Source organism: Microbacterium sp. (assembly GCF_003248605.1).
Classification (GTDB): Bacteria; Actinomycetota; Actinomycetes; order Actinomycetales; family Microbacteriaceae; genus Microbacterium.
Window position 1 is genome coordinate 1 of record NZ_QFPF01000079.1, and the last position, 11806, is coordinate 11806.

The following is an 11806-nucleotide window of genomic DNA, read 5'->3' on the forward strand; positions in this document are numbered from 1 at the left end:
CAGCACCGCCATGACCTCAGCTTCGGCCGAGGCCACCCCTGCCACCGCGGCCGCGTACTTCGCCGCAAGGGCCGCCGCGACAGCATCCACACCGTCGACGCCAACGCCCTCGACGTCAACGTCAGCGTCCACGCCGACGGCGCTGTCGACACGATCGACGTTGTCGTCGGGTGCGTCGCCGCCCGGTCTGGTGTTCATATTCGAACTCTAAGCGGATCCTCCGACATTGACCGTCGAAGCTATGTACTTCCGACGCCCCGCGGCGAGATACTTAGTGAGAATGCTTTCATCTAGGGCGCGTGACGGGTATGCGCCGCCCTTCGACGAGCTCAGGGCGCGTAGCACGGGCTCACGGGGGCCCTTCGACAAGCTCAGGGCGCGCCACGCACGGCCACCCGTCGAGGACGTCAGGATGTGAAGCGGGGCCCGCGTTCACGGTGCCACTATCTGGCCTCGAAGAGCCCCGCCGCAGAGACTTGGATCCGGGGTACCGAAGGGCGAGGGTCGGTCACCGCCTTCGTCAAGCTCGCGGCGCAGCGGCACGCTCCGAGCAGTCCCTACGGGACGAAGGGCGCCAGGTACTCGACCGATCCGTCGAGCACTGGAACCTGGATGAGCTCGCCCTCGGCATCGCCGGACTGGAAGTAGATCGGCAGCGTCGCGCCCGGAGGTGTGTCGATGCCCTCGAGCAGAATTGGCTCGCCGCCGTCCACGCGCCCCTCGGCCGTCTCGGAATCCGCGTCCGGGTCCATGCCCAGGCTGATGCTGCTCATGGCGGGGATGCGCAGAGTCTCGGTCGAGGACGACCCCTCGAACTCGATGCTGACCGTCTGGGCCTCGTCGCTCTCGTTGGTGAAGGCGGCGATGAGGTTGCCGTCCTCACCGTCCTCCGAGACGACGACCGCGTTGCTGACGACCCCGGAGCCCGTCGTGGCGCCCGCGCCCTCGGCGGGGTTGTACTCGATCGTGGTGGCCTGCGGGGCGAGCATCGCGCATCCCGACGTGCCGACCATGACGGCGGCGATGAGGGCCAGGGGTGCAAGCCGACGGGATTTCACGGGTCCTCCAGGGAGATGACGGGCGTTCATTGCATTCTAGGGCGTCGCACGGGCGGACCCTCGGACCGTGCTCGGCGAACCTTAGCGTATGGCCCCTGTGGTATTCTGTTGGTTGCCGAAAGGACATAACTGCATGCTTTTTGAGGTTGGCGAAACGGTCGTTTACCCGCACCACGGGGCGGCCACCATCGCCGAAGTGAAGACTCGGATCATCAAGGGCGAAGAGAAGATCTATCTCAAGCTCAGGGTGACGCAGGGTGATCTGACCATCGAGGTTCCGGCCGACAACGTCGACCTCGTCGGAGTTCGCGATGTGATCGGCAAGGAGGGTCTCGAGCGCGTCTTCGAGGTGCTGCGCGCCCCGTTCACCGAAGAGCCCACGAACTGGTCGCGTCGGTACAAGGCGAATCTCGAGAAGCTCGCCTCCGGCGATGTGATCAAGGTCAGCGAGGTCGTGCGCGACCTGTGGCGCCGCGATCAGGACCGCGGTCTGTCGGCGGGTGAGAAGCGGATGCTGGCCAAGGCCCGGCAGATCCTCATCTCCGAGCTCGCCCTTGCAGAGAAGACCGACGAGGAGCGCGCGAGCGTCGTCCTCGACGAGGTCCTCGCCAGCTAGGCTCCCGGCGTGAGCATCACGCCATCGCCGCGCGTCGGCATCATCGTCGTCGCCGCCGGATCGGGCACCCGACTCGGCGCGGGCGAACCCAAAGCGCTCGTCGGCATCGACGGCAGCAGCATCCTGCATCACGCCCTTCGGCGAGTGCTTCGGGCCCCGTCCGCGCAGATCGTCATCGTCGCACCATCCGGGCGCGAGGGTGACGCGCTGACCGAGGCGCTTGCCGTCGCCGACGCGATGGATGCCGTCACCCCGCCTCCTTCGGGGCGCCGGCGGGATCTGGTGCATGTCGTCGTCGGGGGCGCGACGCGTCAGGAGTCCGTCGCCGCGGGCCTCGCGGCCCTGTGGGCCGACGTCGAGGTCGTGCTCGTGCACGACGCGGCCCGCGCGCTGACACCGCCGGCGGTGTTCGAGAGGGTCGTCGCGGCGGTCGAGGAGACAGCATCCGGCGTCGTCCCGGTGTTGCCCGTCATCGACACGCTCAAGCGCGTCGAGGGCACCGCGGTCGTCGAGGCCGTCGATCGCGAGCCGCTCGCGGCCGCACAGACACCGCAGGGCTTCCCGCGCGCGATGCTCGTGGCGGCATATCGCGCCGCGACGCGCGAGTACACAGACGACACCGCGCTCGTGGCGGCACAGGGCCACGCCGTCTCGACGGTCGAGGGCGACGCGCGGGCGTTCAAGATCACGACGCCCGCGGACCTCGAGCGGGCGCGGGCGCTGGTGACGGATGCCGAGCCCGGAGCCGAGCCGGAGCCGCCCGTTGCGCTGGAGGCCGCTATCGCTGCGCCGCGCGTGGGTATCGGCACCGACGTGCACGGTTTCGGGGGCGAGGGCGATCTGTGGCTGGCGGGGCTTCGCTGGCCAGGCGAGCAGGCGCTGTCGGGTCACTCCGACGGCGATGCCGTGGCGCACGCGATCGTCGACGCGGTGCTCTCGGCAGCCGGTCTCGGCGACATCGGCACGCACTTCGGCACATCCCGTCCCGAGTTCACCGGCGCGCATGCCGAGGCGTTCCTCGCCCGCACGCGTGCGCTCGTCGGCGAGGCGGGCTGGCGCATCGGCAACGTGACGGTGCAGGTGCAGGCCAACCGGCCACGCTTCGCGGGGCGTCGCGCGGAGGCCGAGCAGGTGCTCTCGGCCGCCCTCGGCGCGCCGGTCGCGGTGTCGGCGACGACCACCGACGGGCTGGGCTTCACGGGTCGGGGCGAGGGTGTCGCGGCGTTCGCCGTGGCGCTGCTGCTGCCCGTCTGACCTGACCTGACCTGACCGCTCGCCGTCGCTGCCCGGTCAGTACCCGCACCGGCGTGACGCCGCCGCCGTCGCTTGCGGCGCCTGCGATCGCCAGCACCCCGAACCCACATTTTTGCAGCGAGCCACCATGCGACGAGTGTGGGCTCGCTGCAAAAATGTGGGTTCGCCGCCGCGGCGCGCCGGGCGCGCCGGTCGCGCGGGTCGCGCGGGCCGCGCCGGACGGAAGGGGCCCGCGTCAGCGCTGAGCGATATCGAGCGTCATGAACACCGAGAACGGGTCCTCGACGTACGGCGGGAAGGGCCCGCAGGTGACAAACCCCTCGCTCGCGTAGAGCCGGCGGGCGGGTTCGAACGAGTCCGGCGACCCGGTTTCGAGCCAGAGGCTGCTCAGCCCCGCGACACGCGCGGCGGCAATCGCGTGGCGCAGCAGCGCGCGCCCGACACCGCGCCCCAGAAATCGATCATCGACGCGCATGGACTTGAGCTCGCCGCGCTCGTCGTCGAGGCGTTTCAGCGCGGCCACGCCGGCGAGCTCAGCCCCATACCACGCCGACCACACCCGCATCCCGGGCCCCGTCAGGGCGTCGATGCCCAGCGCGTGCACGCTCTCCGGCGGCGAGTCCTCGTGCATCCCGGCGAGGTGACGCGCGATGAGGGCTCGGGTCGCCGAACCCGTCAGGTCGTCGTCGCGGATCTCGAGCGGGGCGTCGTGTGCGTGCGGCATGGCGCTCACGCCTCCACGGCGAAGGGCTTCGGGTCCCGGGGCGTCCGCGAGCCCCACGCGAGGGCGGCCAGGCCCGCGGCGAGCACGATCAGCCCCGCGATCGCCAGGGCGCTGAGCCGCTCGCCGAGAACGCTCAGACCCAGGATGCTGGCGGTCAGCGGTTCGCCGAGCGTCAGCGTCGCGGCGGTCGCCGCCGTGAGCCCGTTCAGGCCCCAGGTGAACAGCACGTAGGCGATCGATATCGTCGCAAGGCCCAGCCACAGGGCCATCACGAGGCCGGCCGGCTCGCCGAGCCAGCGGAGGTCGACGAAGGGCAGGACGAGAGCGGACAGGCCCGCAGAGCTCGCCCCCATCGCCCCGACGACCGTGAAGGGATCCCAGCCCGCGTCGAGCAGCCGGCGCTGCGCGTTGGCGATGATCGCGAACGTCGCGCCCGCCCCGACCGACCCCGCGATGCCCAGCATGTCGGTGCCCCCGGTGCCCCCGGCATCCGCGCCTCCGCCGAACCCGAGCAGCACTACCCCGGCCGTGGCGAGACCGGTCGCGACCATCCAGGTGGCGCTCGGCATGCGGCGGGTGAGGGCCCATTCGAGCAGTCCCGCGAGGATGGGGGCCGAGCCCAGGGCGATCACGGTGCCCACGGCGACGCCGTTGCGGTCCGTGCCGAGGAAGAAGAGCGGCTGGTAGAGCGCGAGGCACAGGCCCGTGAGCACCATCAGGAGGATCGGCTCACGCCCGAGCCGGGGGTTGGGCGCGGCGCGGCCGCGCCGATGCGCGCGTGCCGCGAGCGCGAAGGCGAACACCGCGAGCCCCGTGCCCCCGACGACGAGACGCACTGCGCCGATCGACAGCGGAGTCGTGCCGTCGGGGCCGAGTGCCTGAGAGGTGCCCGTGGTGCCGAAGAGCATCGCGGCGGCGAGGACGGCGAGGGCGGAGATCACCTCTCAGTTCTATCGCGTCGCGACCGCTGCGCCCGCCGCGTCCGCTGCGCGATCCCCCGGGCGGCGGGGGCCGCACGGGTAGGCTGTGCGGGTGACTGTGCGGCTCTACGACACCAAGGCGCAGGCCCTGCGCGAGTTCGTGCCGCTCGACGCGTCGAAGGTGACGATGTACGTCTGCGGCCCGACCGTCCAGTCCGGCCCGCACATCGGCCATGTCCGCGCGGCGCTGAGCTTCGACATCCTGCGACGCTGGCTCGCTCACCGTTTCGGGCGGGTGACTCTCGTGCGCAACGTCACCGACATCGACGACAAGGTGCTGCAGAACGCGACCGACGACGAGCCGTGGTGGGCGCTGGCCTATCGCATGGAGCGCGAGTTCACCGCCGCCTACAGCGCGATCGGGATCCTGGCCCCCACGTACGAGCCGCGTGCGACGGCGTCGATCCCGCAGATGCAGTGGCTCATCGAGCGACTGATCGAGCGCGGGCACGCCTACCCCGACCCCGCCGGCTCGGGCGACGTGTACTTCGACGTGCGGTCGTGGTCGTCGTACGGCACGCTGACCAATCAGTCGCCGGACGCGATGGAGGCGGCCGAGGACGCCGATCCGCGCGGCAAGCGCGACCCGCGCGACTTCGCGCTCTGGAAGGGTGCGAAGGCCGGTGAGCCCGAGAGTGCGGTGTGGGATTCGGCGTGGGGTCCGGGACGCCCCGGCTGGCACATCGAGTGCTCGGCGATGTCGCGCCGGTATCTGGGACCGGACTTCGACATCCACGGCGGCGGACTCGACCTGCGTTTTCCGCACCACGAAAACGAGCTGGCGCAGTCGACGGCGGCCGGCGACGGGTTCGCGCGGTACTGGGTGCACAACGGCCTGGTCACCGTCGACGGTCAGAAGATGTCGAAGTCGCTCGGCAATTTTGTGCTCGCCGAGGACGTTCTCGAGCGCCACGATCCGATCGTCGTGCGGTATGCGCTGGCCGCGGCGCACTACCGATCGACGCTCGACCTCTCCGAGCGTTCGTACGAAGAGGCCCGAGCGGCCCTCGAGCGCATCGAGGGGTTTCAGCAGCGCTACCTGCGCGCGGTCCCCGCCGACGAAGAACTCTCATTCGCGTGGTTCCGTGGCCAAGCCCTTCCCGAGGCCTTCGCCGAGGCCATGGACGACGATCTCGGCGTGCCCCAGGCGCTCGCGGTCCTCCACGAGACGGTGCGGGAGGGCAACGCCGCGCTCGACCGGGGCGATCGGGATGCTGCCGCGACGGCGTGGACGCGCGTCCACGCGATGCTGGACGTGCTGGGCATCGACCCCCGGCAGTCCCGTCGCCGCACGGATGACGCGGCGCAGCGGATGGATGCGGCGCTCGACGCGCTCGTGCAGACGATGATCACGCAGCGTGCCGAAGCGCGCGCCGCGAAGGACTGGGCGGGGGCCGACCGCATCCGCGACGCGATCGCGGCGGCCGGCATCGCTCTCGAAGACGGTCCCGAGGGGACCCATTGGAGTGTTCAGAATGGCTAAACCAGCACGCCCGGGCGCAGGCAAGGGCAAGAAGAAGGGGCCGCTGAAGGGTACCGGCGGTCTCGGCCGCAAGGCCCTCGAGGGCAAGGGGCCCACGCCCAAGGCCGAGGATCGCAGCTGGCACGTCGCCGGCAAGCGCAAGGCCGCGGCCGAGCGGTACGCCGCGGCGGGAGGCCGGGGAAAGCCGCCGCAGAAGCCGGGTTCCAGCGGGCGCCCGCGCGCGAAGAAGGACGACGACACCGAGGTGGTCACCGGCCGCAACTCGGTGCTGGAGGCGCTGCGCGCGAAGATCCCGGCGACGGCGTTCTACATCGCCCAGCGGGTGGAGATGGACGACCGCGTGAAGGAGATGCTCTCGATCGCGACGCACCGCGACATCCCGGTGCTCGAGGTCACCCGCCCCGAGCTCGACCGCATGGCCGGATTCGACGGTGTGCACCAGGGCGTCGCGGTCAAGGTGCCACCGTACGAGTACGCGCATCCGCACGATCTGCTCGAGAAGGTGATCGGCGAGGGGCGAGTGCCGCTCTTCGTCGCCCTCGACGGCATCACCGACCCGCGCAACCTCGGCGCCATCATCCGCTCGACCGGTGCGTTCGGCGGCGACGGCGTGATCGTGCCGCAGCGACGGTCTGCGAGCGTCAACAGCGCCGCCTGGAAGACGAGCGCCGGCGCCGCCGCCCGCATCCCGGTCGCGGTCGCCCCCAACCTCACCTCGACGCTCAAGGACTTCAAGCGCCAGGGGGTCTTCGTGCTGGGCCTGGACGGCGGCGGAGACGTCTCTCTTCCCGCGCTCGAGCTCGCCGACCGGCCGGTCGTCATCGTCGTCGGCAGCGAGGGCAAGGGGCTCTCGCGTCTCGTCACCGAGACGTGCGACCAGATCGTGTCGATCCCCATCGAGGCGGCGACCGAGTCCCTCAACGCCGGCATCGCCGCATCCGTCGCCCTGTACCAGGTGTCGACGATCCGCGCCGCCGCCGCGGGCTGAACGATCGGGAATGCGCCCGCGCGGGCGCGCCTTGTCTCTGACGAACCCCACGCGAGAGGAACAGACGTGACACGTATCGCCGTCATCGGAGGAACCGGCTACGCCGGCAGCCACATCATCGACGAGGCGGTGCGCCGCGGTCACACCGCCGTGTCGGTCGCCCGCACGGTGCCCGCCGAGCGCGCCCCCGGCGCGACCTACATCGAGGGCACCCTGCTCGATGTGCCGAGCCTCGTCGCAGAGCTCGAGGGCGTGGATGTCGTCGTGGTGTCCGTGCCCGCCCGCGGCGACATGCTCGGCAAGGTGCGTCCCAACGTCGCCGAGCTGCTGCGGGAACTGCCTTCGTCTGTGCGGGTGGGTGTGATCGGCGGCGCCGGCGGCAGCCTCGTCGCGCCCGGTGGCCCGCGCGTGATCGACACTCCCGGGTTCACCGAGGAGTACAAGCCCGAGGCGTTCGAGGCCATCGGCGTGCTCGAGGACCTCCAGACGCAGCCGCACGGCCACGACTGGTTCTTCATCCACCCGGCCGGCGGCTTCGGGGCTTGGAACCCGGGGGAGCGCACGGGCACGTACCGCGACGGGGGCGAGGTCATCGTGACCGACGACGCCGGCGAGTCGTTCATCTCGGGTGCCGACCTCGCGGTCGCGGTGATCGACGAGATCGAGACGCCGAAGCACTCGCGCGAGCGATTCACCGTCGGGTACTGAGCCGACCCGCGGGACCGTCCCGGTGCACGGCTCGGTCCCGCGTATGGTCGCGGGGTCGCCGGGGCGACAGGTGCCGCTCAGACCAGATCGCGCCAGTCGACCTTGTCGGCCTCCTCGTCGGCGACCGGGATGCTGTCGGTGATCACCGGGATCGCCAGCGTCTCGGTCGGCGGACCCATGATCGTCGCTTCGTCGCGGCGATGACGGAGCACGTCGTTGACGTATGACGTGAGCGACTCGGCGAGGGGCACGGAGGTGCCGCGCTCCTGAGACAGGTACCAGCGGTGCTCGAGCACCTGGTGGTACACCTCGGCGGGTTCGAGCTTGGCGCGCAGGTCGTAGGGGATCGCCTTGACGACCGGCTCGAAGACGCGGGTCAGCCATTCGTGCGCAACCATCTCTTCGTCCGCGCCGAGTCGCGAGATGCGCAGCGCGAAGTCATCGAGGTCGTTGAGCAGTCGGCGCGCCTGGTTCTCCTCGACGTCGAGTCCCGTGAGCCGGATCAGGCGACGCTGATGGTGGCCGGCGTCGACGACCTTGGGCTGGATCGAGACGCGGGTGCCGTCGGGGGTCGCCTTGATCGACATCTCGCCGATGTCGAACCCGAGGGCGTTCAGCCTCTGCACCCGCTCGGTGATGCGCCACGACTCGGTCGAGGAGAACGACTCCTGGTCGGTCAGGGCCGCCCACAGCGACCGGTACGACGACACGATGCCGTCGGCGATCGTGAGCGCGTCGACCCCGCCCTCGAGGCGCCCGCCGGCCTCGAGGTCCATGATCTCGCCCGCGATGTTGGTGCGCGCGACGTCGAGGTCGTGCTCGCGCTGGCCCTTGGTCAGCCCCGCCTCGTGCAGCTCACCGGTCTCGGCATCCACGAGGTAGGCGGCGAAGGCGCCCGCGTCCCTGCGAAAGAGGGTGTTCGAGAGCGACACGTCGCCCCAGAAGAAGCCGACGTTGTGCAGGCGCACGAGCAGCACCGCGAGGGCGTCGACGAGGCGGGTGGCGGTGTCGGGTCGCAGTACCTGTGTGAACAGAGCCCGGTAGGGCAGTGAGAAGCGCAGATGCGCGGTCACGAGCGCCGCGGGCAGGGCTGTGCCCTCGGCATCCGCCCGCCCCGCGATCACCGCGACGCGATCGACGCACGGGATGTCGAGCCGATGCAGGTTGCCGAGCATCTCGTACTCGCGGCGGGCCATTTCGGCCGTGGTCTCCTTGACGGCGACGACGCGGCCGGAGAGGTTGGCGAAGCGCACGAGGTGGCGCGAGATGCCTTTGGGCAGCGACACGATGTAGCTGCTCGGCCACTCGGCGAGGGGCGTCGACCACGGGAGCGTGAGAAGCCCCGGGTCCACCTCGCTCGCGGTGATGCTCAGTGCGTCGGTCAATGGAACCTCCCTGGACGGCGGCCTCGATTGTGGCACAGCCGAGGTGGGCGCGCTCTGTGCGCGGGCGCAAGTCCCACGCGCCGTGTCCGGAATGCGCAGCGGCGCGGGTGCCCGAGGGCCCCCGCGCCGCTGCGCGTGATCAGTGCCTCACGCCGAGGCGATCGCCTTGTCGTTGAGGCGCTCGCCCGACTCGGCGTCGAACACGTGCACGTGCCCGGGGATCGCCGAGAGCGTGACCGTCTCGCCGGCGTGCGGGTGACGACGACCGTCGACGCGGGCGACCAAGTCGGTGCGCTTGCCGTTGATGTCGGCGTGGCCGTAGAGGTAGCCGTCGGCGCCGAGCTCCTCGACGAGGTCGACGACGACCGAGAGGCCGGTGCCGTCGGCGGGACCGACCTGGACGTCCTCGGGACGCACGCCGACGGTGACCTCGGTGCCGTGCGCCTTGCCCAGGGTGTCGGCCTCGATGGGGACGACGCCGTTGCCGAACTGCACGCCGCCCTCGGCGAGGTGCACCGGGAACAGGTTCATCGCGGGGGAGCCGATGAATCCGGCGACGAAGACGTTCTTGGGTGTCTCGTACAGATCGCGCGGGGTACCCACCTGCTGCAGGAGGCCGTCCTTGAGCACGGCGATCCGGTCGCCCATGGTGAGGGCCTCGGTCTGGTCGTGCGTGACATAGACGGTCGTGACACCGAGGCGGCGCTGCAGCGACGCGATCTGTGTGCGGGTCTGCACGCGCAGCTTCGCGTCGAGGTTGGACAGCGGCTCGTCCATGAGGAACACCTGCGGCTGGCGGACGATGGCGCGGCCCATCGCGACGCGCTGACGCTGACCACCCGAGAGGGCCTTGGGCTTGCGGGTGAGGTACTGCTCGAGGTCGAGCAGCTTCGCGGCCTCGAGCACGCGGGCGGCGCGCTCTTCTTTGCCGATGCCGGCGATCTTGAGCGCGAAGCCCATGTTCTCGGCGACGGTCATGTGCGGGTACAGCGCGTAGTTCTGGAAGACCATCGCGATGTCGCGATCCTTGGGCGGCACGTCGGTGACGTCGCGATCGCCGATCAGGATGCGGCCGGAGTTGACCTCTTCGAGACCCGCGAGCATGCGCAGGGAGGTCGACTTTCCACAGCCGGAGGGGCCGACGAGGACGAGGAACTCGCCGTCGGCGACGTCGAGGTTGAGCTTGTCGACCGCGGGGCGAGTGCCCCCCGGGTACAAGCGCGTAGCGTTGTCGAACGTCACGGATGCCATGACTCTTCTCCTTCACCGGCAGGTACGTGCCGGACGATCCGTAGTGAATGGAAACGACGGGGGTCAGCCGCCGGGACCCGCCATCGGGCCTCCAGTGAGTATGGCACAGCGAATCGCCTCCCGTCTGGGTGTTTCCCAGGGTGGATCGTTAGCATCGGATCCGGAAAACGTCGCACCCCGTGCCGCGATCCCCGCCCGGGTCCCGCCTTCTGCGGATCCGGGCCCACAGTCAAGACAAGAGGTTCCATGTCGAGCGATGAGACGCCCCACGTCCCCGCGCGCCGAGAGCGGCGCGAGGCGGTCCGCGAGAAGGCGGCAGCGGTTCAGGCCCGCCAGCGCCGCGCGCGCGTGATCCGCACCGGCGTCGTGGCAACCGTCGTCGGCGCCCTCGTCGTCGGCGCGGGGCTCACCGTCGCGTGGACCCTCACCTCCGACGCGTCGCAGCCCGAGCTCGCCCCCGCCGGAATGCAGGACGACGCGATCGTCATCGACACGATCCCCGCGAGCGTGAAGGCTTCGTTCTCCGGCGGCGGCGCAGACGCCCCCGCTGCCCTGTCGGCAGAGCAGACACCCGCTACCGAGGCGGAGGAGTCGCCGACCCCCAGCGCCACGCCCGGCCGGCTGACGATCGACGTGTACGTCGACTACCTCTCCGAGTCGTCGGCGCAGTTCCAGCTCGCGAACGCGCAGCAGCTCACGGAGTGGGTGTCCGAGGGTGCAGCGACGATCTCCTACCATCCCGTCGCGCTGCTGACTGCGAAGTCGAACGGCACGAAGTACTCGCTGCGTGCCGCGGCCGCGGCCGCGTGCGTCGCGACGCACTCGCCCGACACCTTCTTTGCCTTCAACCACGAACTGCTGGCCGAACAGCCCGAGATCGACACCGACGGTTTCAGCGACGAAGAGCTGGCCACCCTCGCGCGGGCGACCGGTGCCGACAACGCCAAGCTTGTCTCGACCTGCATCCAGGAGGGCAGCTTCGTCCCGTGGGTGCAGCAGGCGACGGCGCGCGCGCTCAGCGCTCCCCTCGGCGACACCGAGGCCACGCTGACCGGCCCGACGGTGCTTGTCGACGGCTCGCCCTTCGTCGGCGACCTCGCCGACCAGAAGGAGTTCGCGCAGTTCGTCCTGACGCTCGCGAGCGACGCGTATTACTCGACGCCCACGCCCACTCCGTCGCCGACCGCGACGACGGAGCCCAGCCCCGCGTCCTGACGCGTGCCTCGGCGCCCGTCCTCGGCGCCGTTAGACTGGACCCTCCGCCGGCTTGGCGCAATTGGTAGCGCACCTAACTTGTAATTAGGGGGTTGCAGGTTCAAGTCCTGTAGCCGGCACGCATGAGGGGGTCGCGGGTGCACC

12 protein-coding genes and 1 tRNA gene are annotated in these 11806 nt (G+C 70.5%); 7 read left to right on the forward strand and 6 right to left on the reverse strand.

Features of this window, described 5'->3' with window-relative positions; translation table 11 throughout:
* Nucleotides 1–198: hypothetical protein (locus DI573_RS10750; protein ID WP_292813875.1), on the reverse strand; the 198-nt coding region annotated here is incomplete at its 3' end.
* 359 nt (nucleotides 199–557) lie between these two features.
* On the reverse strand, nucleotides 558–1088 hold the full coding sequence (locus tag DI573_RS10755) for a DNA modification methylase (RefSeq protein ID WP_292813877.1): 531 nt from the start codon (nucleotides 1086–1088) through the stop codon (nucleotides 558–560).
* 103 nt (nucleotides 1089–1191) lie between these two features.
* Here DI573_RS10755 and DI573_RS10760 point away from each other — a divergent pair, with 103 nt between their 5' ends.
* Together DI573_RS10760 and ispD are read left to right on the forward strand one after the other, a co-directional pair.
* A complete protein-coding gene (locus DI573_RS10760) occupies nucleotides 1192–1674 on the forward strand; it encodes a CarD family transcriptional regulator (RefSeq protein WP_292813880.1) in 483 nt (160 codons plus the stop codon).
* Nucleotides 1675–1683: 9 nt separating this feature from the next.
* On the forward strand, nucleotides 1684–2928 hold the full coding sequence (ispD, locus tag DI573_RS10765) for a 2-C-methyl-D-erythritol 4-phosphate cytidylyltransferase (protein ID WP_292813883.1): 1245 nt from the start codon (nucleotides 1684–1686) through the stop codon (nucleotides 2926–2928).
* Between the two features lie 235 nt (nucleotides 2929–3163).
* Here ispD and DI573_RS10770 read toward each other — a convergent pair whose 3' ends face one another.
* Together DI573_RS10770 and DI573_RS10775 are read right to left on the reverse strand one after the other, a co-directional pair.
* A complete protein-coding gene (locus tag DI573_RS10770) occupies nucleotides 3164–3652 on the reverse strand; it encodes a GNAT family N-acetyltransferase (protein WP_292813885.1) in 489 nt (162 codons plus the stop codon).
* A 5-nt stretch (nucleotides 3653–3657) separates the two neighbouring features.
* Nucleotides 3658–4593 (reverse strand): EamA family transporter, encoded by a 936-nt coding sequence (locus DI573_RS10775; RefSeq protein WP_292813888.1) that lies wholly within the window; start codon nucleotides 4591–4593, stop codon nucleotides 3658–3660.
* A 91-nt stretch (nucleotides 4594–4684) separates the two neighbouring features.
* Between DI573_RS10775 and cysS the strand changes: the two genes are divergently transcribed.
* The 3 genes from cysS (at nucleotide 4685) to DI573_RS10790 (ending at nucleotide 7811) form a co-directional block, all read left to right on the forward strand.
* Nucleotides 4685–6115 (forward strand): cysteine--tRNA ligase, encoded by a 1431-nt coding sequence (gene cysS / locus DI573_RS10780; protein ID WP_292813889.1) that lies wholly within the window; start codon nucleotides 4685–4687, stop codon nucleotides 6113–6115.
* Nucleotides 6108–7103 (forward strand): 23S rRNA (guanosine(2251)-2'-O)-methyltransferase RlmB, encoded by a 996-nt coding sequence (rlmB, locus tag DI573_RS10785; protein WP_292813892.1) that lies wholly within the window; start codon nucleotides 6108–6110, stop codon nucleotides 7101–7103. Before cysS ends, rlmB begins: the two co-directional genes overlap by 8 nt.
* A 66-nt stretch (nucleotides 7104–7169) precedes the next feature.
* Complete coding sequence (locus DI573_RS10790; protein WP_292813895.1) at nucleotides 7170–7811, forward strand: NAD(P)H-binding protein; 642 nt, start codon at nucleotides 7170–7172, stop codon at nucleotides 7809–7811.
* A gap of 77 nt (nucleotides 7812–7888) precedes the next feature.
* Here DI573_RS10790 and DI573_RS10795 read toward each other — a convergent pair whose 3' ends face one another.
* Nucleotides 7889–9196 carry a DUF4032 domain-containing protein gene (locus DI573_RS10795; RefSeq protein ID WP_292813898.1) on the reverse strand — a complete coding sequence of 436 codons (1308 nt, stop codon included), beginning with the start codon at nucleotides 9194–9196 and terminating at the stop codon, nucleotides 7889–7891.
* A 147-nt stretch (nucleotides 9197–9343) separates the two neighbouring features.
* Nucleotides 9344–10447: a sn-glycerol-3-phosphate ABC transporter ATP-binding protein UgpC gene (ugpC, locus tag DI573_RS10800; protein WP_292813901.1), complete on the reverse strand. Its 1104-nt coding sequence runs from the start codon at nucleotides 10445–10447 to the stop codon at nucleotides 9344–9346.
* A gap of 246 nt (nucleotides 10448–10693) precedes the next feature.
* On the opposite strand from ugpC, the gene DI573_RS10805 reads away from it, so the two are divergent.
* Nucleotides 10694–11662 (forward strand): thioredoxin domain-containing protein, encoded by a 969-nt coding sequence (locus DI573_RS10805; protein WP_292813904.1) that lies wholly within the window; start codon nucleotides 10694–10696, stop codon nucleotides 11660–11662.
* A gap of 46 nt (nucleotides 11663–11708) precedes the next feature.
* Nucleotides 11709–11781: transfer RNA gene (locus DI573_RS10810), tRNA-Thr, on the forward strand.
* Nucleotides 11782–11806: the final 25 nt, after the last annotated feature.

Bases quoted from the DNA above. Each gene is read 5' to 3' on its own strand.
- DI573_RS10755 (WP_292813877.1), bottom strand. From the start codon at position 1,088: ATGAACGCCCGTCATCTCCCTGGAGGACCCGTGAAATCCCGTCGGCTT.
- DI573_RS10760 (WP_292813880.1), top strand. From the start codon at position 1,192: ATGCTTTTTGAGGTTGGCGAAACGGTCGTTTACCCGCACCACGGGGCG.
- DI573_RS10770 (WP_292813885.1), bottom strand. From the start codon at position 3,652: ATGCCGCACGCACACGACGCCCCGCTCGAGATCCGCGACGACGACCTG.
- rlmB (WP_292813892.1), top strand. From the start codon at position 6,108: ATGGCTAAACCAGCACGCCCGGGCGCAGGCAAGGGCAAGAAGAAGGGG.
- ugpC (WP_292813901.1), bottom strand. From the start codon at position 10,447: ATGGCATCCGTGACGTTCGACAACGCTACGCGCTTGTACCCGGGGGGC.
- DI573_RS10805 (WP_292813904.1), top strand. From the start codon at position 10,694: ATGTCGAGCGATGAGACGCCCCACGTCCCCGCGCGCCGAGAGCGGCGC.